General features: G+C 35.6%; 21 protein-coding genes and 1 riboswitch. Of the genes, 19 read left to right on the top strand and 2 right to left on the bottom strand.

What is annotated here, in order from left to right:
* Window positions 1-114 precede the first annotated feature (114 nt).
* The 7 genes from HMPREF0391_RS00915 (at window position 115) to HMPREF0391_RS00885 (ending at window position 9,517) form a co-directional block, all read left to right on the top strand.
* Window positions 115-1,581 carry a C69 family dipeptidase gene (locus HMPREF0391_RS00915; protein ID WP_002834936.1) on the top strand — a complete coding sequence of 489 codons (1,467 nt, stop codon included), beginning with the start codon at window positions 115-117 and terminating at the stop codon, window positions 1,579-1,581.
* A 73-nt stretch (window positions 1,582-1,654) separates the two neighbouring features.
* Window positions 1,655-2,116: an ASCH domain-containing protein gene (locus HMPREF0391_RS00910; protein WP_002834934.1), complete on the top strand. Its 462-nt coding sequence runs from the start codon at window positions 1,655-1,657 to the stop codon at window positions 2,114-2,116.
* A gap of 164 nt (window positions 2,117-2,280) precedes the next feature.
* The gene (locus HMPREF0391_RS00905) at window positions 2,281-3,783 is read left to right on the top strand and encodes a type I restriction-modification system subunit M (protein WP_002834933.1); all 1,503 of its coding nucleotides are present in this window, start codon (window positions 2,281-2,283) and stop codon (window positions 3,781-3,783) included.
* Window positions 3,773-5,092 (top strand): restriction endonuclease subunit S, encoded by a 1,320-nt coding sequence (locus HMPREF0391_RS09265; RefSeq protein ID WP_002834932.1) that lies wholly within the window; start codon window positions 3,773-3,775, stop codon window positions 5,090-5,092. The genes HMPREF0391_RS00905 and HMPREF0391_RS09265 overlap by 11 nt, the downstream gene beginning before the upstream one ends.
* Window positions 5,085-8,189 carry a type I restriction endonuclease subunit R gene (locus tag HMPREF0391_RS00895; RefSeq protein ID WP_002834931.1) on the top strand — a complete coding sequence of 1,035 codons (3,105 nt, stop codon included), beginning with the start codon at window positions 5,085-5,087 and terminating at the stop codon, window positions 8,187-8,189. Before HMPREF0391_RS09265 ends, HMPREF0391_RS00895 begins: the two co-directional genes overlap by 8 nt.
* A 24-nt stretch (window positions 8,190-8,213) precedes the next feature.
* Window positions 8,214-8,861, top strand: a complete 648-nt coding sequence (locus tag HMPREF0391_RS00890; protein ID WP_002834930.1) for an SIMPL domain-containing protein — start codon at window positions 8,214-8,216, stop codon at window positions 8,859-8,861.
* Window positions 8,862-8,863: 2 nt separating this feature from the next.
* Window positions 8,864-9,517 carry a hypothetical protein gene (locus tag HMPREF0391_RS00885; protein WP_035109050.1) on the top strand — a complete coding sequence of 218 codons (654 nt, stop codon included), beginning with the start codon at window positions 8,864-8,866 and terminating at the stop codon, window positions 9,515-9,517.
* A 35-nt stretch (window positions 9,518-9,552) separates the two neighbouring features.
* Here HMPREF0391_RS00885 and HMPREF0391_RS00880 read toward each other — a convergent pair whose 3' ends face one another.
* Window positions 9,553-10,914, bottom strand: coding sequence for a YjiH family protein (locus HMPREF0391_RS00880; protein ID WP_002834928.1), 1,362 nt, complete (start codon window positions 10,912-10,914; stop codon window positions 9,553-9,555).
* A 373-nt stretch (window positions 10,915-11,287) separates the two neighbouring features.
* Window positions 11,288-12,550 (bottom strand): hypothetical protein, encoded by a 1,263-nt coding sequence (locus tag HMPREF0391_RS00875; RefSeq protein ID WP_002834927.1) that lies wholly within the window; start codon window positions 12,548-12,550, stop codon window positions 11,288-11,290.
* Between the two features lie 135 nt (window positions 12,551-12,685).
* Between HMPREF0391_RS00875 and HMPREF0391_RS00870 the strand changes: the two genes are divergently transcribed.
* The 12 genes from HMPREF0391_RS00870 (at window position 12,686) to HMPREF0391_RS00815 (ending at window position 25,588) form a co-directional block, all read left to right on the top strand.
* Complete coding sequence (locus HMPREF0391_RS00870) at window positions 12,686-13,447, top strand: AIM24 family protein (protein WP_002834926.1); 762 nt, start codon at window positions 12,686-12,688, stop codon at window positions 13,445-13,447.
* 372 nt (window positions 13,448-13,819) lie between these two features.
* Complete coding sequence (locus tag HMPREF0391_RS00865) at window positions 13,820-14,101, top strand: hypothetical protein (protein WP_002834925.1); 282 nt, start codon at window positions 13,820-13,822, stop codon at window positions 14,099-14,101.
* 15 nt (window positions 14,102-14,116) lie between these two features.
* Window positions 14,117-15,292: a hypothetical protein gene (locus HMPREF0391_RS00860; RefSeq protein WP_002834924.1), complete on the top strand. Its 1,176-nt coding sequence runs from the start codon at window positions 14,117-14,119 to the stop codon at window positions 15,290-15,292.
* A gap of 86 nt (window positions 15,293-15,378) precedes the next feature.
* Window positions 15,379-16,326 (top strand): GTP 3',8-cyclase MoaA, encoded by a 948-nt coding sequence (gene moaA, locus HMPREF0391_RS00855; protein ID WP_002834923.1) that lies wholly within the window; start codon window positions 15,379-15,381, stop codon window positions 16,324-16,326.
* Window position 16,327: 1 nt separating this feature from the next.
* Window positions 16,328-17,242, top strand: a complete 915-nt coding sequence (locus HMPREF0391_RS00850; protein ID WP_002834922.1) for a cyclic pyranopterin monophosphate synthase MoaC/MOSC-domain-containing protein — start codon at window positions 16,328-16,330, stop codon at window positions 17,240-17,242.
* Between the two features lie 19 nt (window positions 17,243-17,261).
* Window positions 17,262-17,356: riboswitch (TPP riboswitch) on the top strand.
* Between the two features lie 66 nt (window positions 17,357-17,422).
* Window positions 17,423-18,724: a phosphomethylpyrimidine synthase ThiC gene (gene thiC, locus HMPREF0391_RS00845; protein WP_002834921.1), complete on the top strand. Its 1,302-nt coding sequence runs from the start codon at window positions 17,423-17,425 to the stop codon at window positions 18,722-18,724.
* Window positions 18,725-18,880: 156 nt separating this feature from the next.
* Entirely contained in the window at window positions 18,881-19,357 is a 477-nt protein-coding gene (locus HMPREF0391_RS00840) for a MarR family winged helix-turn-helix transcriptional regulator (RefSeq protein ID WP_002834919.1), read from the top strand.
* Entirely contained in the window at window positions 19,332-21,092 is a 1,761-nt protein-coding gene (locus HMPREF0391_RS00835; protein ID WP_002834918.1) for an ABC transporter ATP-binding protein, read from the top strand. The genes HMPREF0391_RS00840 and HMPREF0391_RS00835 overlap by 26 nt, the downstream gene beginning before the upstream one ends.
* Window positions 21,085-22,881: an ABC transporter ATP-binding protein gene (locus tag HMPREF0391_RS00830; RefSeq protein WP_002834916.1), complete on the top strand. Its 1,797-nt coding sequence runs from the start codon at window positions 21,085-21,087 to the stop codon at window positions 22,879-22,881. The genes HMPREF0391_RS00835 and HMPREF0391_RS00830 overlap by 8 nt, the downstream gene beginning before the upstream one ends.
* Window positions 22,882-22,963: 82 nt before the next feature.
* A complete protein-coding gene (rlmD, locus tag HMPREF0391_RS00825) occupies window positions 22,964-24,178 on the top strand; it encodes a 23S rRNA (uracil(1939)-C(5))-methyltransferase RlmD (protein ID WP_002834914.1) in 1,215 nt (404 codons plus the stop codon).
* A 250-nt stretch (window positions 24,179-24,428) separates the two neighbouring features.
* A complete protein-coding gene (locus tag HMPREF0391_RS00820) occupies window positions 24,429-24,800 on the top strand; it encodes a helix-turn-helix domain-containing protein (RefSeq protein ID WP_002834913.1) in 372 nt (123 codons plus the stop codon).
* Window positions 24,801-24,802: 2 nt separating this feature from the next.
* The gene (locus HMPREF0391_RS00815) at window positions 24,803-25,588 is read left to right on the top strand and encodes an ImmA/IrrE family metallo-endopeptidase (protein ID WP_002834912.1); all 786 of its coding nucleotides are present in this window, start codon (window positions 24,803-24,805) and stop codon (window positions 25,586-25,588) included.
* Window positions 25,589-25,597 lie beyond the last annotated feature (9 nt).

The following is a 25,597-nucleotide window of genomic DNA, read 5'->3' as shown; positions in this document are numbered from 1 at the left end:
ACTATCAAAAAAACGATAGTCTTTTTTCTTTTTTCTGTGTAAAAAATATAGAAAAAGGGGTATAATGATATTGGATATTAAAAAAGAATATCACATTTAAGGAGGTATGTAATTATGGCATGTACTACATTATTAGTAGGTAAAGAAGCGAGCTTTGACGGCTCCACAATTATTTCAAGAAGTGAAGATTCTCCTTCTGGAATTTTTACAGCTAAGAGATTTATCGTTGTAAAACCAGAAGATCAACCAAGAAAATACGAATCAGTTTTATCAGGATGTAAGGTGGATTTACCTGATAATCCTATGAGATACACAGCACTTCCAAACTCTGACACATTTGAAGGAGATTGGGCGGCATCAGGCGTTAACGAAAAAAATATTTCAATGAGCGCTACTGAAACTATCACTACAAACGCAAGAGTTCAAGGTGCAGATCCTTTGATTCAATCTCCAACAAAAGATGAAAAATTCGGTGGACTTGGCGAAGAAGATTTCGTAACTCTTGTTCTTCCTTACATCAACTCTGCAAGAGAAGGCGTTGAAAGATTAGGAAAATTATTAGAAGAACACGGAACTTATGAATCAAACGGAATCGCATTCCAAGATGTTGACGAAATTTGGTGGTTGGAAACAATCGGTGGACATCACTGGATGGCAAGAAGAGTTCCTGATGATGCATACGTTGTAATGCCAAACCAATTGGGAATTGATTATTTTGATTTTGATGATGCATACGGCGAACAAAAAGAATTCATGTGTTCAAAAGATTTGAAAGAATGGTCCGAAAAACATCATCTATTCTTAGATCAAGAAGATTATGTAAATCCAAGATTAGCATACGGATCTCATGATCATTCAGATCACACATATAACACACCAAGAGCATGGATTATGCTAAGATATTTCAATCCAAACACATTGATTTGGGATGGAATTGATGCTGATTTTACACCAGAATCTGATGATTTGCCATGGGCAATGGTACCAGAAAGAAAAATCACAGTTGAAGATATGAAGACAATATTGTCCAGCCACTACGAAGGAACACCTTACGATTGCTACGCAAAACACGGAGATCCAAACTACCGTGGAATGTATCGTCCATTAGGAATTAGCCGTGACAATGTAACTCATTTTACACAAATAAGACCTTACGCTCCAGAAGAAATCAGAGCAATTCAATGGTTGTCATTCGGTAGCAACGCATTCAACGCAGCAGTTGCATTCTACGCAAACGTAGAAACAACACCAAGCTATGTAGGAGACCAAGTAGTAAAAGCAACATCTGAAAACTTCTACTGGGCTAACAGAATCATAGCAGCACTTTGCGATGCTCACTTCAACAAAACAGCTATCTTCATCGAAAGATACCAAGGAGCAGTTCAATCAAAATCCAACGAAATCATCAACAAATACGACGAAGAATTTGCTAAGAATTCAGCAAACGCTCACGAATTACTTGAAAAAGCAAACCAAGAAATGGCAGATTTCTTAAAAGAAAAAACAGACAAATTACTTCACGACGTTTTATTCACAGCAAGCTGCGAAATGAAAAACGGATTCGCAAGAAGTGACAACTAATATCTAACGAAAATCGGGTTTGACAATCAAACCCGATTTTGTACATAAGAAATTTTAAAAAGAGGAAACATCAATGAAAGCACTAAGTATACAACCATTCTACGCAACCATGATAGCCATGGGATGCAAATGGATTGAACTACGCAGTTGGAAAACAGATTATCGCGGATGGATATTGATTTGCGCATCCACTGCCAGAAACAAATTCGAAAGAACATCGCTCATGAATGGACACGCAATCGCAATTGCAGAATTGGCTGACATTCGAAAATACAACGACGAAACCGACAGAGAAGACGCATTTTTATATGATGATGAAACATTTGAGGGATATTCGTGGATATTCAATCGTGTAATTCCAATCAACCCATTTCCAGTAAAAGGCAAGCTACATCTGTTCGAAGTGGATCGTGAACTAGATGATCTCGAAGCAATCGACATAGATTACGAATCAAAACAATACGATGTTGATGTCGCAACGTGGTGGAAAGAAAATGGATTCATAGAAAACTTGGATATATTTGGAGAAGAATAATTTATTTTTCAAAAATTTTAAAATCAGAGCGAAATAAACCAAACTTTCGCTCTATTTTTATGCAGAAAATCAAATGCTACAATGCTGAATTAACAAACTCATTTTGATATAATAAAAGGTAAGAATATTTAATAAACAAGAATGAAAATATAACAGGTGATTACATGGATAATATAACAGGAGCTAACCTTGGATTTGAAAAAGAAATCTTCCAAGCGGCAGACAAATTAAGAGGCAACATAGATGCAGCAGAGTACAAAAACGTTGTACTTGGGCTGATATTTCTCAAATACATATCGGATTCATTCGAACAAAAATACAACCAATTGTTAGAAGAAGGTGACGGATTCGAAGAAGACCGCGACGAATACATCGCAGAAAATGTATTCTTCGTACCGAAAACAGCCAGATGGGAATACGTAGCATCCAAAGCAATGACAGCAGAAATCGGAAAAATAATCGACGAAGCCATGGTTGCGATAGAACAAGAAAACGACAGACTAAGAGGAATCCTACCTAAAAACTACGCACGTCCTGAACTTGACAAAAGAAGACTCGGGGAAGTTGTGGATTTGTTCAACAATTTGAAACTAAAAGAACACGGCAACTCAAAAGACATCCTCGGACGCACTTACGAATACACAATCGCCCAATTCGCATCCCTTGAAGGAAAAAACGCCGGCGAATTCTACACGCCTACAAGCATCGTAAAAACACTCGTAGAAATCCTCGAACCATACGAAGGCCGCGTGTACGATCCTTGTTGTGGCGCAGGGGGAATGTTCGTACAATCTGCCAAATTCGTCGAAAACCATCAAGGAAGAATCAACGAAATATCCATCTATGGACAAGAATACAACACCAACACGTGGAAGCTTGCGCAAATGAACCTCGCAATTCACGGATTGGAAGGTGATTTGGGACATGGTGCTGCAGATACATTCTTCAAAGACCAACACTCATCATTAAAAGCAGACTTCATATTGGCAAATCCACCATTCAACTTAAAAGAATGGGGCGGCGACAAACTATCAGAAGATTCCAGATGGAAATACGGAACACCACCACAAGGAAACGCAAACTACGCATGGATGCAACACATGATATACCATTTGGATGATAACACTGGCAAAATGGGACTCGTACTTGCCAACGGATCATTGTCCGCATCTGGAAAAGAAGGAGAAATCCGAGAAAATATAATAAAAGATGACCTAGTGGAATGCATCATAGCAATGCCCGACAGATTATTTTATTCCACAGGAATATCAGTGTCGTTGTGGATATTAAACAAAAACAAACAACAAAAAAACAAAACACTATTCTTGGATTGCCGTAACCTAGGCCACATGATAGACAGAGCGCACCGTGATTTGTCAGAAGAAGACATTGCAAAAATCACCACAACTTACAAAAACTTCGTCAATGGAAAAGACATCGAAGAATTGGGATACGCCCACGCAGCATACATGGACGAAATAGAAACAAACCTATTCGTACTCACACCAGGAAGATACGTAGGACTTGAAGAAATGGACGACGACGGAGAAGACTTCGAAGACAAAATGCAACGACTAACAGAAGAGTTAAAAGATCTATTTGAAGAATCCAACGAATTGGAAAAGAAGATTAAGGAACAACTTGGAGCTATTGGCTATGGAATTTAAGGAAAACTTTGAAAAATATAAGCTTAAAGAACTATCAGATATATCATCAAGTAAAAGAATATTCGCGTCAGAATACAAAGAAAAAGGAATTCCGTTTTATCGAAGTAAGGAAATAATTGAGAAACAATCAAATAAAAGAATATCAAACAAACTATTTATTTCGAAAGAAAGATATATTGAAATTAAAAACAAATATGGTGTGCCATCTTGTGGGGATTTATTACTGACATCAGTTGGAACGCTGGGAGTACCATATTTAGTTAAAAATGAAGAGTTCTACTTTAAAGATGGAAATTTAACATGGTTTAGAAACTTAAAACAAATTAATAAATCATATCTATATTACTGGTTTTTTTCGCCAGAAGCTAAATATCAGATTACTAGCAAACAAATAGGATCTACACAAAAGGCATTAACGATATCTAATTTGAATAATTTTGAAATACTGATTCCTACAAGAGCCATACAAGAAAAAATTGTAACTATATTGAAAAGTCTTGACTCAAAAATCGAAATAAACAATAAAATTATTTCCAACTTAGAGAGCCAAGCACAAGCGATATTCAAATCGTGGTTTGTGGATTTTGAACCATTTCAAGATGGGAATTTTGTTGAGAGTGAGTTGGGCATGATTCCAGAAGGCTGGGAAGTTAAACCAATTGGAGAATTATTAGATTTCGATATTGGAGGAGGCTGGGGAAAAGAAAAACCTCAAGAAAAGTATTTGATTCCAGCTTATGTCATAAGAGGAACTGATATTCCAGATAGTAAATTCGGATATTTTAATATGGATAACTACAGATATCACACTGAAAGTAATTTGAAAAATAGAAGGCTACAAGTTGGGGATATTATTTTTGAATCATCTGGAGGAAGCACTAATCAAGATTTGGGAAGAATGCTTTTGGTGACTGATGAACTATTAAATGAGTACAATAATGATGTTATATGTGCTAGTTTTTGTAAACTAATAAGAATTAATGATTCAAGTATAAGGTGGTTTGTGTATAATTTATTGGAATACTCATATAGAAATAAGATTTTAACAAAATACGAAGTAAAATCTACGGGAATTTCTAATTTTAGTTTTACGATTTTTAAGGATGATTTTAAAATAGCTGTACCAGATAGAAAAACGATGGAACGTTATTTTAATGTAACTGGCAATAATATAAATTTATCAGCAAAATTAGGAATCCAAAACACCAAGCTTGCCGAATTACGTGATGCTTTGCTACCGAAGTTGATGGCGGGCGAGATTGATGTTAGTAATATTAAAATCGAGGGAGAGGAGGTCAAAAATGAGTGATGTTTATTTGGAAGATGGTTTTGAGAAGATTTTCATCAAGGCTATCGAGGATTTGGGATATAAATACGTAGCTCACCAAGATATTGTAAGGGACAGTATGAAAAGTCCGATTGCATCTGAGATGTTGAGGGAGTCTCTTAGAAGAATTAACTGTGAGCTGGAAGATGCTGCAATTGATCAGGCTATTCATGTGATTAAGAATATCGACGCGGGCCTTCTTGTGGATCGAAACGAGATTTTCTTCGAATATTTGCAAAACGGTATCGAAATTGTTCACCTTGAAAATAACATGCCTGTGACAGACAGGGTGCATTTGATTGATTACGATCATTTTATGAATAATACTTTCGTGGTGACTAATCAGCTTACGATTGTCGGCAAGGATACGAAAAGGCCGGATGTGTTGGTGTATGTGAATGGTCTTCCATTGGTTGTCGTAGAACTTAAATCTATGACTTCGTTAAATTCTGATGTGTCGAGCGCTTACAGGCAGATCAAAAACTATCAGCACGATATCGAAGAGCTTTTCGTGTACAATGTTTTCAATATTATTTCTGATTTTACGACTACGAAGGTGGGAACTATTACTGCTGGAGAATCGTGGTATAAGGAATGGAAATCGACGGATGGTTCGTATGAGTCGACGAAGTATGCAGATTACAAGACGCTTGTGGAAGGCGTGTTGGAGCAACATAGGTTGTTGGATATTATAAGAAATTTCATTTTTTTCGAGCATCAAAATGATTCTACAAATAAAATCCTCGCACAATATCACCAATATTTTGCTGTGGAAAAGGCTGCGCATTCTACTACACAAGCGATGGCTATCGGAGATGGCAGGGGTGGTGTTTTTTGGCACACGCAAGGTTCAGGCAAATCAAAGTCGATGGTTTTCTATGTGCATTATTTGATGAATATGGATCAATGGTATTCTAATCCGACTTTTGTGGTGTTGACGGACAGGAATGATTTGGATACACAACTTTTTGAACAGTTTGCGAGGGCGAGAAGGTTTTTAAGGCAAACTCCTGTTCAAGCAACTTCAAGGAAGAATTTGCACGATTTGCTTAATGACAGAAAGTCGAACGGGATTTTCTTCTCAACGATGCAAAAATTCGCAGAGTCTGATGAGTCGTTGACTGATCGTGATGATGTTATTGTGATTGCAGATGAGGCTCACAGGTCACAGTACGGTCTTCGTGAAAAAATATCGAAGGACGGGAAGGTTCAGTCGGGGATGGCAAGGCTTGTGAGAAAATCTCTTCCGAATGCTACTTATATTGGTTTTACTGGAACTCCTATTAGCAAGAATGACAAGGATACGCAGGAAATTTTCGGGGAATATATTGATATTTACGATATGAGCCAAGCTGTTGAGGATGGTGCAACTAAGCCTGTGTATTATGAAAACAGGGTAATTAATCTCGGTTTGAATTCTGATATTTTGAAGAGGATTGATGATAAGTACGAAGAGCTTGCAGAAAATGCTAATGAGTATGATATCGAACGAAGTAAGCGTGATTTGAGTAGGTTGGAGCAGGTGATTGGATCTGATGAATGTATCGATACGCTTGTTCACGATATTATTCATCACTACGAAACTACTAGAAAAGATCTTCTGACAGGAAAGGCTATGATTGTCGCTTACAACAGAGAAATTGCGGTGAAGATTTACAAGAAAATTATGGAGATTCGTCCTAATTGGAATGAAAAGGTTAATGTGGTGGCAACTTCAAGCAACAACGATCCAGAGGATTGGAAGAAGATTATAGGCAACAAATCCGAAATGGAAGAGTTGGCGAGCAAGTTTAAAAACGACGATGATCCGTTCAAGATTGCGATTGTCGTGGATATGTGGTTGACGGGATTTGATGTTCCAAGTTTGGCGACGTTGTATGTGTTTAAGCCAATGCAAGGTCACAATTTGATGCAGGCTATCGCGAGAGTTAACCGTGTGTTCAAGGACAAGGAGGGCGGTTTGGTTGTGGATTATATCGGGATTGCAAATGCGTTGAAGAAGGCTATGATTGATTACACAAAATCAGACCAACAAATTATCGACAATGCCGATATCAGAAAATCTGCCTATCCTTTGTTTGTAGCTAAGTTAGAAAAAATCAGGGAAGTTTATCTCAAAAGGTTTGATTATGAGGCAATCTTCGATGAAAATGTCAATGACGAAAAAATTGCAGAACTTATAATGGATGGCTTGAATTACGTTTTGGGATTTTCAGAAGATAACCAAAATAAATTCAAGAAGCTATCCTACGAATTAAAACAATCGCACACTTTGTGTTCTTCGATTACTTCAGAACATGAGCAAAGAGAGGCTGCATTTATCGAAGCTATACGAACGAGTTTGAATAGGATTACAATTGGTGGTAAGATTCCAAAACACATAATCGACATGGAGATTTCAAAACTTTTGAGAAAATCCATTCACAGCGACGGCGTTATCAATTTGTTCCAAGATTTTGAGAATGGGTTTAGTTTGTTTGATCCTTTGTTTATGGAAAAAATCAAAAAGATGGAACAAAAAAATATCAGTATTGAACTTTTGAATAAACTATTAAAGGATGAGATTGCTATTTTCTCCAGGGGAGATATTGTTAAGGGGCAGGATTTTTCCGAAAGACTTCAAAATATTATGAAAAGATATCGAAACAATATGGTCGATAACGCGAAGAGTTTGGATCATTTTGTGGGAGTTGTGGAAGACGAGAAGTCAAAGTACGATATGGATTATATTCGTGAAGAGCTGATAAAGTTAGCGCAAGATATGGTGAAGATGGACGAGGAGAACAAGAAGCTTGGCCTTAGCAAGGAAGAGTTGGCGTTTTATCATGCGATTAGTAAGCCTGAAAATATTACGGACTTCTACACTAACGAGGAGCTTGTGAAGTTTACTCAGGATTTGACAAGGACTATTGCAAACGAGATGACTTCCGATTGGATGATGAGAGAATCGGGCAGGGCAAATATGAGAAGGACGATAAAAAGGCTTCTTGCAAAATACAAATATCCACAAGATTATCGCTCGAAAATCATCGATCTTATCGTGGAACAAGCAGAGTACATCGACGAAGTTGTAGGATAAATTTGTCAGCAAAAGGAGATTATTATGGAAAGAACTATTCGTGTAAAAGGTAAGGGAAAGATTTCGGTGAAGCCTGACACTATCAAGATTACGATAAAGGCTGAGGGGTTGCGCTGGAATTATGACGAAACTATTGAACAATCGACACAAGACACGAGGATTTTACGAGACGCTTTGAAAAATGCGGGGCTCGATCCGAAGAATTTGAAGACAACTCATTTTTCGATTGATTCAAAATATAAGAGTTATCACGATAAAAATAACGACTACAAGGAAAAGTTCGTAGGTTACGAATACGAGCATCGCACATATATTGAGTTTGAAAATGACAATAAGATACTGGGGAAAGTTTTGTACGAATTGGCGCATTGCGATGTAAAAGTGAAGTTTGAAATCAATCACACTGTAAAGGACAAGGAAAAGGTCAAGAATGATTTGCTAGAAAAAGCTGTAGAAGATTCTACGACGAAGGCAAAGGTGTTGGCGAAGGCTTCTGGTGTGAAGTTGAAAGAAATACTAAACATAGATTATTCGTGGGGAGAAATTGAGATATATTCTTCGCCGATGGATGATTTGATGGTTTGTGAAGCGGCATCGACATATGACATAGACATCGAGGCTGACGATATCGATGTGCAAGATACTGTTACAATTACGTGGACAATAGAATAAATATGAATCATACAAAAGAAATAACGAAAAAAATATATATGCTATCAGGTTTAGGATGTGATAAATCAAACGTAAATGAGCTTGAAAAAGAGTTAAATAAATTCAATTATACCATTGAATATATCAATTTACCTGGACAATATTCAAATATAGATGTGAACGTCGAAAACAAAGAAGATTTTGGAAAATGGATAGAAACTCAGATACCAAAAAATTCAGTAGTTATTGGATATTCACTAGGTGCAGACTTATTGATTAGGAACATTGAAGTGATAAAACCAGATAAATTAGTTATTTTAGACGGGGCAATAATTACGAATGATTTCACGAAAACAACTGTGGAAAAAGAAGTTGAATTTAGTGGAAGTTATATAAAAGAAAATAGTCTTGAGATGAATGCTGACACAATTTCTAATTTGCTTTATATAAAGTTCAAAGAAGATGTGGATGTTTTTGACATGCATATAAAAGTAAAAACGCTGTTATTATTAGCTGATACACCAGATGATTTATATGAATATAAGAAAAACAAAGTAGAAAAAAATAATAATCAAGAGAATATACAATCACTATTTATCCAGAATACATCACACGATTTTCACACTGAAAAGCCAGTTGAAATAGCTGAGTGTATTAGTGAATTTTTAATGGAATAATCAAAAAAACCAGAGAATGTTTCTCTGGTTTTTGTTTACATAAACAACAAATGTGCGATTGGAGCTACTATCAAAAGTGAGATTATTGTTCGTTCGATAAAAATTACGAACAATTCGAATAAATTTACAGGAATTGACGATGCGAGGATTAGTCCACCGACTTCTGATAAGTAGATTAATTGCGTTACGGAAATTGTCGCTACGATGAATTTGGTCATTTGCGATTGAATTGTGCTTGCAGCTATGATTGATGGTGTGAACATGTCGCTGAAACCTACAATCATTGTCTTGGAAGCTTCCAAACTTTCTGGAACTTTCAAGAAATTCAACAGTGGCAAAAATGGCTTGCCAAGGATTTCAAAAACTTGAGTGTTGTTTGCAAGTACAAGTGATGCCGTTCCGATTATCATAACAATCGGCATCACCGAAAACCACATTCCGAATGCATTTTCCAATCCGTTTTTCAAAAATTCTCCAATCCCTTTGTGCGATTCAACTCTTTTTATTGCCAAATCAAGCCCGTACTTGACGGATGAAGAATAATTTTCTGATATATTTTCATTATCATGAGCTGATTCTACTACATAGTCGTCTTTTTTGAGTGACAATGGTGGAATTCTTGGAATTATTATCGCACACACAATTCCGACAAGACACACCAAAAGGTAGTACACTCCGAAATAATCTACCATGTCGACTTGGGACAAAACGATAAGGCTGAATGTTATGGACACTGCGGAGAAATTCGTAGAAATAATCGCAGCTTCCTTGGCAGAATAATATCCTGATTCGTATTGGTTAGCCGTAAGCATAACCCCTAAAGTTCCATCTCCAATCCAGCTTGTGATGCAATCCACAGCTGCACGTCCAGGAATCAAAAACACTGGGCGCATTATTTTTGTGAAAATCGCACCGATAAATTCCAAAAGACCGAAATCAAGCAACAGTGGGAGTAGCATGCTTGCTATTACGAAAATAATTACAAGTGATGTCAACAAATCGTTGAGTATAAATGTAGCAGATTCATCGGCAACTATCATGTCGAAAAACGGCCCAAGGTTAAGCTTGTCCTTCAACACTACCATCCACACGACTATAAATCCTAGAATTCTAAGTACTAACCAAACAGGAGTTACAGAAAATGTTTGGTTCAAAAGTTTGTTTTCTTTGATGAACTTGACATTGAAACTTGCCATAATGCTCATCACGAACGATATCGTAATTATAATCGTACAAAGTGCTGGCAGATAATCGCCGACAATTTTGGCGATAAAATCGGCTAAAATTTTGACTATTATAGTCCAATTGCCGTCGTATTTTACGGGAATCATGAATATAATTATCCCGATAATGGACGGAATCAGAAAATTCAATAGGGATTTTTTATTGGTTTTCATATTATCTCCTCGCTTTAAAATATTTTTCCTAGTATATCACTAATGAAAATATGATGCAAGAAAATAACAAGTAAAATTGATTAGGAGAAGTGAGAAATCTTTTGGTGTAATAAATTAAAAATCCTCTGTCACGAATATCTAGACTACACAAATTGAAGATTTCTAAATCTTAAAATCCTAAAATCGTAAGCACGCTAACGCTTACGCGAATACGATTTTTGATAGATTTTTTCGATTTGAAATCAAACAATTTGTTCCGTATGATATTCTTAGCCGGAGGATTTTTTAATTAGCTGAGGTTTCTAATCCGTAGGACTTTCTAATCTACAAAAATTTCCACTAAAAAAGGCTGCTTACAAAAGCAGCCCACATATTATTTTTCTGTGTTTTCTTCAGTAACATCGTCGTCTTCTTGATTTTCTTCAGCCATAGTTTCCATTTCTTCTTCCAATACGTCGTTGTCTAAGTTTGACTGATTAATCATAGATTTTACTTTTCGTTCGTCTTTTTTAGTGTAATCTTGATCGTCGTCGTATTTCTTTTCCAACAAATCCAAGATTTTAAATCTTCTCTTGGATTCTTTTTTGATTTTTTGGAAATCTCTTATATATGCGTAAATCAAGAATGTTATAAGAATTATTCCAGCGTATCCTATGATTGGATAAGTGATGCTGATAAGTTTTCTGAATCCTAAAAAGCTTAGGAAAAATCCTATCGTTACAAATCCTATCAAATACATTTTGTATTTTGCCGGATTGTCCTTTGAAAATCTTTTGGCTAACGAATAATACAACCCGATAGCTGTGTTGAAAATCATTCCAAATATTACCAAACTCATTATCAAACCTAAAACTGGATTGATTTCTTCGATTAAAACTTGTGTAGGAAGGTCTGCATCTTTTAGAATGTCAACTCTCATGAACAAAACAACTGCCAAAAGAGCTGTTACTGTTCCTGTGATAAATCCTCCTAACAATCCGCTGACTTTCGCTTCTTCAGATAGTACATGGTTACCACCAATTGCAAATGCCGTACTCAATCCTACCATCATACACAATGAAAAATAATTGACTACTGCAAGCCAAGGATTGCCGAAGTTTTTCGGAATAGTTCTTGCGATTGGGTCTAAGTGGTTAAAGTTTCCGTCAAATTTTGCTATTGTGTAGACTGATGCGATTAAAATCAAAGCCACGATAACTGGCGTAAATGCACCGATAATTCTGGTTACTTTTTCAAAATCCATCATTCCTACGAAAATTACAAGCAATGCACAAATAAGTGAACCAATCCACGGTGCTAGTCCAAATTGCTGGTTGAGGTTGGAGCCTGCACCGGAAAGCATAACGAATCCGATTATAAATCCAGTTAAAATAAGTAAAATGTCGAATACTTTTGTGAATTTCTTGGATGCTATTTCGTCCAAAACATCACTGTGTTCATCTGCGAAATAATAAGAACCAAGTTCCAAAATAATCGCTCCTATAAATGTGTGCAATATCAAAACAAATAGCGCTGTCCACAAGCCGGATTTGCCATAAGCTGTAAAATATTGCAAAATTTCCTGTCCACTTGCAAGGCCTGCACCAGTTAGTACCGCCACGTATGCAAGGGAGGTGTGTAATATTTTTTTTGACATAATTATCCCCTTCTTTTGTAAAATTATATAATAAAATTTTAAAATAGCCAAGACGTAATTATATAACAAATTTGATAAAATGCAAATCAGAAAAATTGAACATTATGATATAATATTCATGAAAAGAGGTGCTAAATGTTTAAAGTTAAAAATTTTGAAGACAATGATGATGTTATAATCAAAGAACAAAATGGAGCATTTAAAGTTATTGAATACAAGAGGGATTTGTCCGTAGATTATGAACAAGCACAAAGTTCTTACTTTGCATCAGAAATGAATGTAAGAAGAAGACAATTATTGTGCGATGTTTCAAAATCAAATATCACTGTACAAGCAGGAGCTATGCAATGGATGCTTGGAAATGTTAGTTCAACTACTGGAATAAAAGGCGCGGGAGATTTCTTCAAAAAAGCTTTGCGTGGTTCTGTGACTGGTGAAGGTGCTATAAAACCTGAATACACAGGCGATGGATTATTGGTTTTGGAACCAACATACAAGCACATTATTTTATTGGATGCAGATGATTGGAACAACGAAATCATCATTGAAGATGGATTGTTCTTGGCTTGTGATTCTGAATTGGAACACAAAGCTATTATGCAATCCAATATTTCATCAGCTGTTGCAGGTGGAGAAGGGTTGTTCAACTTAGGACTTCACGGAACGGGAATTGTTGCGTTGGAATCTTATGTACCAAGAGAAGAATTGATTGAAATAACGCTTGACAATGATGTGTTGAAGATAGATGGAAACATGGCAATTGCTTGGAGTGGATCGTTGAGTTTTACAGTTGAAAGAGCTGGTAAATCATTGATAGGTTCTGCGACAAGCGGTGAAGGACTTGTGAATGTGTATAGAGGAACTGGTAAAGTTCTAATGGCTCCTGTTTTAGAATAAATTTGAAAAATTAAATATTGAGTATTTAATGACAAACCATTAATGCTAAAAAAACTGGATAACAAACCTTAATGCACGAATATCTAAACTCCACAAATTGAAGATTTCTAAATCTCAAAATCCAAAATCGCAAGCACGCTAACGCTTACGCAAATGCGATTTTGGACGGATTTTTTCGATTTGAAATCAAACAATTTGCTCCGTATGATATTCTTAGCATTAATGGTTTGTTATTTTTAATTTATCATAATAAATTTTAATCGTGAAGGTTTGCAAAAATTTTCGCGTTTTTTTATTGCGACAAATCGAATATGGTATAATAAAGTAAAGTATATTCAAAGTAATGTAAAAAGCATCTTGGGAGGCACTACTATGAATAAATTGAGAAACAAATTATACAAATACGAGTTTTGGTCTATGATTTTGGGCGTGATTCTGTTTATCGTGGAATTGAAACTTAGAATGAGTTATCCTAGACTTGTAAGCGTGTTGATATCTCCATTATCAAATATTTTCATCTACGCATCCATTGCTATTGTGTTGATTATGATTGTTTTGGAGATGTTGAGTGCGATTAAAAACAGAGATTTTGATATTTTGCTTTTCATTTTAATCATTTTAGCAGGACTTTATTTGATGTATCGTATTATTTAAAATTTGGAGGATATTATGGGTATATTTGATAAATTAAAAAGCGTTTTTTCTTCAGAAGAAAAGGAAACTAATAACCAAGCTCACAAAAATGATTGGTACGTTTACGAATGGAGCGTAAAAGACACTGGGGAAGTTTTCTATGTTGGTTACGGTTATGGTGATGATTCTAAGTCTTTCGGATTCGAAACTTATCACGGAGAAAGAATAAAAGATAAGTTGGATGTGGAATCCAAAATCATCAAGGATAATTTGGAAGAAGACGAAGCTCGTGATTTGCAACAAGAAGAATTAAAGAGGATTTTGAAAGAAACTGATAATGTGATTATCAATCGTGTAACTCCTAATATGATTACTAGAAAATCGGGATTGTTAAAATCAGATACGACCCCAAACTACAGATTTGAACAAGCACCTGTGTTGTATGTTGCAGAATACGAACAACATTATTTGGGTATGGATTATGATGATTTCGAAAAAGTTGACTTGGATAATTTGAAATCGGTGTACTTAGTTGAAAAAGGTGTTGACGATGAAATTATCGCAAACATTTACAAGGATGATTTGGACAAGTATTTGAACCAAACAAAATCTTTGATGGAACATGAAAACATCAAAATCGTAGATGACCAATTTGCAAATGATGTGACTGCTTGGGTCTACATTGGAGATGATTCCATAGCTAAGGTTAAGGAATACGAGGACAAAGCACAAGAAAAATTATCCAAGAAAATTCCTGTTTATCACATGATGGATGTGTTGAAGAAATTAAAAGAAAAGAACAAGGACAGCTTGGATGAGATTTTCAACAAAATCAAGACTACAAAAGAAGTTGTAATTCACCCACACAATAGCAGGGTTGAAGTGTTCGATATCAAAAACTTAGACGATCTAGCAAAGGGTGCAAAGGAAGGTTTGAGATATTGGAACGAAGGAGAAAAATTCAGAAAGGATTCGCATTTCCAATCTGCGATAAAATCTTATGATACTGCAAGAGAAAACGGATTGTGTACTCCTGCACTTTACAGTTCTTATGCTAATGTTTACAGAAGTATGAAGGATTACGACAACGAAATTGATATTTTGCAAGAAGGTATCAAGAGATTATCCGACCAAGATAATGTGTCTGAATCTCACATTAATTCCATGAAGGAAAGATTAGAAAAAGCAAAGGAACTTTTATTAAAAGAATAATTTTTATTGAATTCCCAATTTGAGAAATCGAGTTGGGGATTTTTTATCGCCAAGCGTTATATGATATAATATACAAAGGTGGTAAAATGAAAGATGCTCTCGGAAGAAAGATAGATTATTTGAGAATTTCGGTGACTGACAAGTGTAATTTGAGATGCAAATACTGCATGCCAGAAGAAGGAATCACGCATTTGAATCACGACGAAATTCTAACTATAGATGAAACTTTGAAAATCGTAGAAGTTTTCAAAGATTTGGGAATAAAAAAAGTACGTTTAACTGGAGGAGAACCTCTTGTTAGAAACGGAATATTGAATTTGGTAAAAGGCATCAAGAACATGGGAATCGAAGAAATCTGCATGACTACCAATGCGATTAAATTGTACGACATGGCTTATGATTTAAAGGAAAGTGGCGTGGACAGATTCAACATTTCGCTGGATACTTTGGATGCAGATAAATTTCGTGACATAACGCGTGGTGGAGATTTGAAAAAGGTACTGAAATCCATCGATAAATTAAAACAAATGGATATGAAACCAATTAAAATCAACACCGTTGTGATGAGACATTTCAACTACGATGAGATAGAAGATTTTGTGAAATTCGCAGAGAATGGTGTGATTGTAAGATTTATCGAACTGATGCCTATTGGCGAAGCGATTGGAAAATCTGATGATTACGTGTCGAACGAAGAAATTATCAAAAAAATCGGAAATCTTCAAAAAATTGACAGCGATTCACAAAAATCGAAGGTCGCAGAATATTACACCAATCCGAATGGTGCGATTGTGGGATTTATCAATCCGATTTCTCACAAATTCTGCTCAGAATGTAACAGAGTTAGGCTGGATTGCAAGGGCAATTTGCTGATGTGTTTGCATTCTAATAAGTCGATTAATTTGAAAGATTGTATTCGAAATGATGAAGATATCCGTCAAATTATTACACAAGAAATATACAATAAACCAGAAAGACATTATCTCGAAGAAGGTAACTTCAACAAGAGGGATATGAATACTATAGGAGGTTAATGTGGATTTAACTCATTTTAACGAAGATGGTTTGCCAAGAATGGTGGATGTATCTGAAAAGGAAACTACTAAAAGAGTTGCTGTGGCTCATAGTAGGATTTATATGAAAAAAGAAACTATGCAAAAAATCACAGAAAAATCCATCAAAAAAGGCGACGTTTTGAGTGTCGCACAAACTGCTGCGATTATGGCTGCGAAGAAAACATCGGAAATTATTCCAATGTGTCACAATATTTTCATCACAGGTGTTGATGTTAAATTCGAATTAGCAGATGATTATATAGATATTTTCGTCCAATCAAACACCGAATCAAAAACAGGAATTGAGATGGAAAGCTTGACGGCTGCAAGCGTTGCGGCTCTTACGATTTACGATATGTGCAAGGCAATTGACCGTTCGATGCGAATTACAAATGTGGAATTACTTCACAAAGAAGGCGGCAAAAGCGGCGTTTACAACAGAAGTGTCGACAGTGATGAGGCAGTTGTAATCGATGTGAATATCAGCGAGAAAAAAGGCACTGTGAAAACTCCTGTAGAATTTGCAGAACTTAGAGTGGATCATGGATTGGTTGGAGATGCACACGCTGGAAATTGGCACAGACAAGTGTCGCTTTTGGCAGAAGAATCCATTGACAAAATGCGAGAAATGGGACTTGATTTGAAAGACGGAGATTTCGCAGAAAATATTACAACGAGAAACATTGAATTGTTTACGCTTCCTGTCGGTCAAGTGTTGACGATTGGAGAATGTGTTCTAGAAGTTACACAAATCGGAAAAGAATGTCACAAAGGTTGTGCGATTAAACAAAAAGTCGGCAATTGTATTATGCCAACGGAAGGAATTTTCTGCAAAGTTTTAAAGGGCGGAATTATTAAGAAAAACGACAAAATCAAGCTTGTAGAATTAAATTAAAAGTTTGTGTTATAATATATTCGGAGTCTGGGGGTGCTTTACGCTGAGATCTTTTTAGAAACCCTTATACCTGCTCATGATAATGCATGCGAAGGGAAGAACTTAGAATGTTTTTTGCGGATACATGGGTTATGTATCCGTTATTTTTTTCCAGTCTCCAAATCAACATAGGAGGTATTTATGGAATATACAACTCAATTAGACGCTGCAAAGAAGAAAATCATTACAAAAGAAATGAAAAGAGTAGCGGAAAAAGAAAACATAGACGTAGAAATTCTTAGAGAAAAAGTTGAAAAAGGATATGCGGTTATTCCTGCGAACAAAAACCACAAATCATTGGATGCTCACGGTGTTGGTGAAGGTTTGAAGACTAAAATCAACGTGAATTTGGGAATTTCAAAAGATTGCTACAACATTGAAAAGGAAATGGAAAAAGTTAGAGTGGCAATCGACATGGATGCAGAAGCGATAATGGATTTGTCAAATTACGGAAAGACTAGACAGTTCAGAGAAGAACTTATCGAATATTCTCCTGCAATGATTGGTAGCGTTCCGATGTACGATTGCGTTGGAATGTTAGATAAAGAATTGAAGGATATTACTGAAGAAGAATTCTTACAAGTTGTGGAACAACACGCAAAAGACGGTGTGGATTTCATTACAATTCACGTTGGACTTACAAGAGATATCGCTGAACATTTGAAAACAACAGACAGAATTACAAAAATCGTATCACGTGGTGGGTCATTATTATTCGCGTGGATGATTGCTAATAACAAGGAAAACCCACTTGTAACAAGATACGACGATGTACTTGAAATCTGCGAAAAATACGACGTCACACTAAGCTTGGGAGATGCTTTAAGACCGGGTTGCATTAACGATGCGACAGATGATTTGCAAATTCAAGAGCTAATCAATTTATCCAGAATGGCAAAAAGAGCCTACGAAAAAAATGTCCAAGTAATGATTGAAGGACCAGGCCATGTGCCAATCGATCAAATCGAAGCAAACATGAAAATCGAAAAAACAATCTGCAACAATGCGCCATTTTACGTGTTGGGACCTTTGGTAACAGACATTGCACCGGGATACGATCACATCACATCAGCAATTGGTGGTGCAATCGCAGCAAGTACTGGAGCAGATTTCTTGTGCTATGTAACTCCTGCAGAACATTTGAGACTTCCTAACTTGGAAGATATGAAAGAAGGAATCATCGCTACGAAAATCGCAGCTCATGCTGGAGATATCGCAAAGAAAATCCCTGGAGCAAAAGAAAGAGACGACGAAATGAGCAGAGCACGTTTTAACTTGGATTGGGAAAAAATGTTCGAACTTGCAATTGACAGCGAAAAACCAAAAAAATACAGAAAAGAATCTCAACCAATCGAAGAAGATTCATGTACAATGTGCGGTAAAATGTGTTCAATGAGAACGGTGAAGAAAGTATTGAACGGGGAAGATGTCAATTTAATTTAGAAAAATTTGATTTAGATAATTTTATGAATTCAACCATCAAGAATATCTTGGTGGTTGTTTTTGATTTGAACGAAATCGAAAAATATTCGAGAAAATCATTGACAATGGTTATTGTTAAGCGTATAATTCTAATAGTATTAGGTAAAAGGTGATATTATGAATGAAAAATTAGCAAAAGAAGTTATAAGATGCGTGCACAGCATTGGAAAGCATCATCCTCACAAACAAATCAACGATTCTGTCAGAGGAGAAAACATGGCTTTGGGATTTATCAAATCGGAAGGCGGTTCGACTTATCCGAAAGAAATCGAACTTGCTATGGGGATTTCCAGCGCGAGAGTTGCAGCTATTATTAAAAAATTGGAACAACGCGAACTTGTAACAAGAACTGGAGATAAAATCGACAGAAGAAAAACTTTGGTAAGTTTAACTGAAAAAGGAGAAAAAGTCGCCCAAGAAACTGAGGACAAGATAATGTATGCTCTTGGTCAAATGTTTGATGCTTTGGGAGAAGAAGATTCCGAAAATTTCGTCAGAATAATCGACAAGCTTATTAAAAATCTGCCAAAGATAAGCAAGATTTGCGAAGATAAATTTAAAGAAATGGATGATAATTTTGATAAAAATAATTAGATATTTGAATAAAAAACAATGGATGCAGATACTTTTGAGTTTTGTGTTTATCGTTACTCAAGTGTATTTGGATTTGAAAATTCCGGATTATATGTCGAAAATCACGATGTATGTGGAAAGTCCGGGTCATACTGTAAGTGATATTATCGGCGAAGGAAAATGGATGCTTTTGTGTGCATTCGGATCTTTAATTTCAGCAATTATCGTAGGATATTTGGCGTCGAAGGTATCGGCGTCATTTTCTAAAGATTTGAGGTCTAGAATTTTTTCTAAGGTGGAAAGTTTTTCCATGAAAGAAATCAATGAATTTTCCACTGCTAGTTTGATAACTAGATCTACGAATGATATTACGCAAATTCAAATGGTAATAGTGATAGGTTTACAAATATTAGTAAAAGCTCCTATCATGGCTGTGTGGGCGATTACGAAAATCTACAACAAGGGATTTGAATGGACAATGGCAACTGCTGTAACTGTTGTGATATTGATAATTTTTGTAGCTATATTGATGGTTTTGGTTATGCCGAATTTCAGAATGATGCAAACTTTGACCGACAATATCAACAGGATTTTGCGTGAAAACTTGACAGGACTTGCTGTAATCAGAGCATATAATTCTGAAGAATACAGGGAAAATAAATTTGACGAAGCGAATGAAGAGTTAACTAGCACACAATTATTCACAAGTCGTGCGATGTCAACTCTTTTTCCAATGATTAACTTCAGCATGTCGATTTTGACGTTGGTAATTTATTTTATCGGAGCAGGACTTATCAACGCCGCAGGGATGATGGACAAATACGTTTTGTTCTCAGACATGGTTGTGTTCAGTTCTTATGCAATGCAAGTTATCATGTCATTTATGATGATGAGCATGATTTTCATCATGATTCCAAGAGCGCAAATCTCTGCAAATCGTATCAACGAAGTGTTGGATACAGAACTTTCAATTAAAGATGGAGATATTGACACATCAAATGAAGATTACGAATATGAAATTGAGTTTGACAATGTATCTTTCAAATACACAGATTCTGAGCAATATATTTTAAAGGATATTGATTTTAGGGTGAAAAAAGGAGAAAAGGTAGCTATAATAGGTTCCACAGGATCTGGTAAAAGCACTATCTTGAATTTGCTTTTGAGATTTTATGATGCAACTGAAGGCGTTGTAAAAATCCAAGGAATCGACATTAGAAAGTATAAGCTTAAATTTTTGTACGAAAAAATAGGTGCAGTTCTACAGAAATCATTCCTATTCAAAGGAAATGTAAAATCGAACATTTCATTTTCAGAAGATGGTGTGGATACTGAAAAAGTCGAAGAAGCTGCAGATACTTCACAATCTATGGAATTTATTGAAAAATTTGACGAAAAATTTGACCACGAAATCGCGCAATTAGGCAAGAATGTTTCTGGTGGACAAAAGCAGAGATTATCCATTGCAAGGGCAGTCTACAAAAAACCAAATATATTCTTGTTTGATGATAGTTTTTCCGCTCTTGATTTCAAAACAGACAGTGAACTTAGACATCAATTGAGAGAAAACAACCCTGATGCCACGACAATTATTGTCGCACAAAGAGTGGGATCAATCATGGATTCAGATCAAATAATCGTACTTGAAAACGGACAAATAGCTGGAATTGGTCAACACAAGGATTTATTACAAAATTGTGAAGTTTACAAGGAAATAGCCTACTCGCAATTAACAGAGGAGGAATTAAATGCCTAGACAAACTGTAAATGAAAAACCGAAAAAATTCAAAAAAACATTAAAAGAAATGGCAAGGTATTTGAAACCTTATTTTCCATTGATATTGATAGCAGTTGTAGCAAGCGTAATAGCGACGATTTTGCAAATAATTGGACCAGATAAGCTAAAACTCATTACAGACGAAATCACAAAAGGACTTCCTAAAATGGTCAAAGGAAAGCCTGTTTTGGCTTCAATCAATATGGATAATGTCAAATCTATTACAATAATGCTTGTAATATTTTATGGATCGTCTTTATTGCTGAATTTGTTGCAAAGATTTATCATGGCAGATGTTACGCAAAAAATCTCCAAATCATTCAGAGAAAAAATTGCAGTCAAAATCAACAAATTGCCATTTAGCTATTTTGATAACACAACTTACGGAGACATTCTAAGTAGGGTTACAAATGATGTCGACACCATCAGCCAAAGCTTGAACCAATCAATAGGAACGTTGTTGACAAGTATTGTAATGCTTTTAGGAACACTTGTAATGATGATCTACAATTCAGGGATTTTAACGATAACTACGATATTGTCATCACTTGTAGGGTTTGTGTTCATCACAATAATAATGAAAAAATCACAAAAATATTTCAAAGCACAACAACAAAACTTAGGTGATATCAACGGACAAATCGAAGAAGTGTACACTGGTCACAACGTAATCAAAGCATACAACGCTGGTGAACGTGTGATAGATGAATTTGAACAAATGAATACACAACTTTACACAAGCGCATGGAAATCGCAATTCTTGTCAGGACTAATGATGCCTATTATGCAATTTGCAGGAAACTTTTCGTACGTTATGGTCTGCATAGTCGGTGGCGCATTGGCAATAAATGGCAAGATATCATTCGGTGTAATAGTAGCGTTTATGATTTATGTGAGATTGTTCACCAATCCATTATCAGATATCGCACAAAGCTTCAATACATTGCAAAGAGCTGCAGCGGCAGGGGAGAGAGTGTTCGAATTTTTGAACGAAAAAGAATTAGAAGAAGAAAACGTAACTGAAAAACTCGACAGAGCAAAAGGCGAAGTCGAATTCAAAGACGTTAGATTTGGATATGATCCTGAAAAAATCATCATCAAAGATTTCAGCGTAAAAGTAAATCCAGGAGAAAAAATCGCCATCGTTGGACCAACTGGAGCTGGAAAGACTACGATTGTAAATCTATTAATGAGATTTTACGAAATAAACAACGGACAAATATTGGTAGACGGAATTGATACGAAAAACTTATCTAGAGAGAATTTGAGAGACCAATTCTGCATGGTATTACAAGATTCTTGGGTATTTGAAGCAAGTGTAAGAGAAAACATCACATTCGGAGAAAAAGATATAACTGATGAAGAATTGATTGACGTGTGCAAACGCGTAAACTTGGATCACTTTATCAGAACACTTCCAAATGGATATGACACTATTTTAAACGATAAACAATCATTATCTCAAGGACAACTTCAACTACTCACAATCGCACGTGCAATGGTAAGTCACGCGCCAATGTTGATACTAGATGAAGCCACAAGCTCCGTGGATACGAGAACTGAAATAATCGTTCAAGATGCAATGGACGAACTTGCAAAAGGAAGAACATCATTTGTAATCGCGCACAGATTATCCACAATCAAAAACGCAGATTTGATACTTGTAATGAAAGACGGAGACATCGTAGAAAAAGGAAAACATGACGAATTATTAGCACAAGACGGATTCTACGCACAATTATACAACGCGCAATTTGAAAGAAAATAGCGAAAATAGAGATTGGGATTAATTGGTCCCAATCTTTTTTACATCCAAATTTGATATAATAAAAAGATAAAGAGGTGATTAAATGAAATTAGAAATAATAGATATGATAGATGACGGAAGATGTGTCGCGAAATACGAAGGAAAAACAGTATTCGTAGATGGAGGAAGTGTCGGAGAAATAATCGAAGCAAAGAAAATAAAAGAAAAAAAGAATTTGATATTTGCAACAAAAACAAAAACAATACAACAATCACCTCATAAACAAGAACCGCTCTGCCCACATTACTACGAATGTGACGGATGCAGCATGCAAGACATTACATATGAAAAAGAGTTGGAAATCAAAAAAAATTCTGTACTCAACAAATTGCAAAGAATCGCGAAACTAGATGTAAAAGATGTCGACATACTCACAAACGCTGAATATTATTACAGAAATAAAGTAGATTTGAAAGTGGAAAATGGAAAACTTGGATATTACAACAGAAAAACACACAACCTAACACAAATATCCACTTGCAAAATCGCATCAAAAGCAATCAATCAAATGATAAATTGGCTGGAAAATCAGGATTTGAATGGCGTGTCGGAAATCAAAATCAGATCCAATTACAACGACGAAATCCAAATCTCCATGGATTATTTATCAGATCAATTGCTAGAAAATTTAAAATCTGTAGAAAGCATCGTAGAAATTTATGCGAAAAATAAAAACTTTGATTTGATTTATAGGAAGAAACAATTTGTGGATAAAATTGGAGATTTATCATTCATAATAAGCCCTAAATCATTCTTCCAAGTAAACAAATACAACACAAGTTTGCTCTACGACACAGCAAAACAAATGATGAATGCAGAGGCAAATGACAGAATATTGGACTTATATTGCGGAATCGGAACCACAACAATGTACATTGGAAATGGCAACAACACAATCGGAGTCGAAGTCGTAAAAGATGCAGTAAAAGATGCTAACGAAAACAAAAAACTAAACAACCTGGAAAGCATTCAGTTTATTGAAGAAAAATCAGAAAACGTCGTAGGAAAACTCACACAAGAACACTTCGATATAATCCTCGTCGACCCACCACGAAAAGGAATGGACGAGAAAGTAGTCGACGCAATAATAAAATCCACAGCAAAAAAACTCGTCTACATCTCCTGTGACCCTGCAACACTAGCAAGAGATTTGAAGATGTTAACAGAAAACGGATTTGCAGTCATAGATGTCAAATTGGTGGATATGTTCGCGAAGACAATGCACGTGGAGAGTGTAGTATTGATGTCAAGAAAATAGAATAACAAGCTATAAGACTGTTGAAATCAATGGCTTTTAGGATTTTAGAAGAAATCTTAAAAGCCATTTTTTTATTTGGAAAACACCTTGTGGGAACATATCAATAGTAAAAATCGTAGGGGTGTGTAGGCAGGATAGATATTTATAGGGAGAGTGAACAGAATAGATATTAGGACTTGACACATCAATTAATAAGTTGTAAAATATAAACAAGTTAGCATATTAGCTAATAAAGTAATAGGAGGTAATCATGAACAATCACGAACTGACTTTTGGGGATTTTATTTCTCAGAAGAGAAAGGATTTAAGAATCACCTTAAAGGATATGGCGGACAGGCTTAATATTTCCTCACCGTATCTAAGCGATGTAGAGAAAGGAAAAAGAGATTCTTTTGACTTAGATAGGTTGAACCAAATTGCTAAAATATTAAACTTGGATGAAGAAGAATCATCCATTATGATGGATTTAGCTGGAAAGCAAAGAAATACGGTGGCACCTGATTTGCCAGAGTATATTTTAAAGACTAAAGGCTTAAGCGTAGCTTTGAGAAAGGCTAGAGACTTAGATGTTAAAGAAGAAGAGTGGATAAAATTCATTGAAGAAATTGAAAAAGAGAGGTAGGCATGTATCAATATAACTTCAACAAATCAAGTACAGGTGCTCCATTTATCACTTTAGATCAAATTGAATCACTGACCGAGCAAATTCTCAATAAATATTGTCCTTCTGCAATCGAGAATTTTGAAGCAGTAGATATTGAGGGACTGGCAGAATTTGATTTAGGGTTTAATGTTGAATATGCCTACTTATCTCATAACGGATGCTATGCAGGGATGATGGTCTTTAATGATGACCAAGTAATACGAACAATGAAAAGCCTAATACCAAATGTTGAAACTGGGCAATGGGAACTAGAATATCTTACAGATAGAGCCAATACTATTCTAATAGATAAGCAATTGGACAATCCAAGAGATAAAGGATTTAGAAGATTTACCCTAGCTCATGAATGTGGCCATGGTGTAATTCATCCGTGTGTATTCTATAGAGATCCAAACCAACTAACTTTTTTTAATGAAGAAGAAAAGCCTGCGTCACTAGCTTGTAGAACTGGCGATGTTAATAAGAAGAAAAATAAACGCTGGGGATTTATGGATACAATAGAATGGCAGGCAAACACATTTGCTTCTTGTCTTTTGATGAATAAAAAAGCGATTATAAAGTATCTATACTATCTAGGTTATGATAAGCACATTAAGGATGAGACTTATCTATTTGATTTCATCATGAAAGTATCAGAGCAATTCCAAGTATCAAAAACAGCAGCATTAGTTCGATTAAAAGTATTAGGCTATGCACCTAATGACTTTGAATTAACAAAAGAACTATATAACGAATTTAGTTTTTAAAATATAGCT

The sequence above is a fragment of the Finegoldia magna ATCC 53516 genome, from assembly GCF_000159695.1.
Lineage (GTDB): Bacteria > Bacillota > Clostridia > Tissierellales > Peptoniphilaceae > Finegoldia > Finegoldia magna_F.
This window is presented reverse-complemented; position numbering and strand designations above follow the sequence as displayed.

Excerpts from the sequence above, each read along its gene's own strand:
- HMPREF0391_RS00835 (WP_002834918.1), top strand. The coding sequence starts at position 19,332 with ATGATAATTTTGATAAAAATAATTAGATATTTGAATAAAAAACAATGG.
- HMPREF0391_RS00830 (WP_002834916.1), top strand. The coding sequence starts at position 21,085 with ATGCCTAGACAAACTGTAAATGAAAAACCGAAAAAATTCAAAAAAACA.
- HMPREF0391_RS00820 (WP_002834913.1), top strand. The coding sequence starts at position 24,429 with ATGAACAATCACGAACTGACTTTTGGGGATTTTATTTCTCAGAAGAGA.
- HMPREF0391_RS00890 (WP_002834930.1), top strand. The coding sequence starts at position 8,214 with ATGGAAAGAACTATTCGTGTAAAAGGTAAGGGAAAGATTTCGGTGAAG.
- thiC (WP_002834921.1), top strand. The coding sequence starts at position 17,423 with ATGGAATATACAACTCAATTAGACGCTGCAAAGAAGAAAATCATTACA.
- HMPREF0391_RS09265 (WP_002834932.1), top strand. The coding sequence starts at position 3,773 with ATGGAATTTAAGGAAAACTTTGAAAAATATAAGCTTAAAGAACTATCA.
- HMPREF0391_RS00860 (WP_002834924.1), top strand. The coding sequence starts at position 14,117 with ATGGGTATATTTGATAAATTAAAAAGCGTTTTTTCTTCAGAAGAAAAG.
- moaA (WP_002834923.1), top strand. The coding sequence starts at position 15,379 with ATGAAAGATGCTCTCGGAAGAAAGATAGATTATTTGAGAATTTCGGTG.
- HMPREF0391_RS00915 (WP_002834936.1), top strand. The coding sequence starts at position 115 with ATGGCATGTACTACATTATTAGTAGGTAAAGAAGCGAGCTTTGACGGC.
- HMPREF0391_RS00905 (WP_002834933.1), top strand. The coding sequence starts at position 2,281 with ATGGATAATATAACAGGAGCTAACCTTGGATTTGAAAAAGAAATCTTC.
- HMPREF0391_RS00840 (WP_002834919.1), top strand. The coding sequence starts at position 18,881 with ATGAATGAAAAATTAGCAAAAGAAGTTATAAGATGCGTGCACAGCATT.
- HMPREF0391_RS00865 (WP_002834925.1), top strand. The coding sequence starts at position 13,820 with ATGAATAAATTGAGAAACAAATTATACAAATACGAGTTTTGGTCTATG.
- rlmD (WP_002834914.1), top strand. The coding sequence starts at position 22,964 with ATGAAATTAGAAATAATAGATATGATAGATGACGGAAGATGTGTCGCG.
- HMPREF0391_RS00880 (WP_002834928.1), bottom strand. The coding sequence starts at position 10,914 with ATGAAAACCAATAAAAAATCCCTATTGAATTTTCTGATTCCGTCCATT.
- HMPREF0391_RS00885 (WP_035109050.1), top strand. The coding sequence starts at position 8,864 with ATGAATCATACAAAAGAAATAACGAAAAAAATATATATGCTATCAGGT.
- HMPREF0391_RS00870 (WP_002834926.1), top strand. The coding sequence starts at position 12,686 with ATGTTTAAAGTTAAAAATTTTGAAGACAATGATGATGTTATAATCAAA.
- HMPREF0391_RS00910 (WP_002834934.1), top strand. The coding sequence starts at position 1,655 with ATGAAAGCACTAAGTATACAACCATTCTACGCAACCATGATAGCCATG.
- HMPREF0391_RS00875 (WP_002834927.1), bottom strand. The coding sequence starts at position 12,550 with ATGTCAAAAAAAATATTACACACCTCCCTTGCATACGTGGCGGTACTA.
- HMPREF0391_RS00895 (WP_002834931.1), top strand. The coding sequence starts at position 5,085 with ATGAGTGATGTTTATTTGGAAGATGGTTTTGAGAAGATTTTCATCAAG.
- HMPREF0391_RS00815 (WP_002834912.1), top strand. The coding sequence starts at position 24,803 with ATGTATCAATATAACTTCAACAAATCAAGTACAGGTGCTCCATTTATC.